1 protein-coding gene is annotated in these 211 nt (G+C 41.7%); it reads right to left on the reverse strand.

Features of this window, described 5'->3' with window-relative positions:
- On the reverse strand, positions 1–211 hold a 211-nt coding region (locus ACM2FC_RS23740), incomplete at both ends, for a 2Fe-2S iron-sulfur cluster-binding protein (protein WP_498483488.1).

Raw genomic sequence — 211 nt, forward strand, 5'->3', positions numbered from 1 at the left:
TTCCTGTCATTACCGATAATATAAGGCTTGATTGCTTCAAGACGTTCGATAAACGGTGTCATATCGACGATCAGGTCTTTTTCTATGGGAAAGTTAGCAAGAGGCTCAATCTTGACTCCATTTGGGTAGTCACGAAGAAAGCTTTTACAAGCTAGTTTTGGAACGCCGTTAACCATAACACCACAAGATCCGCATATTGCCATTCTGCATG

This window comes from Vibrio sp. A37 (assembly GCF_059777565.1).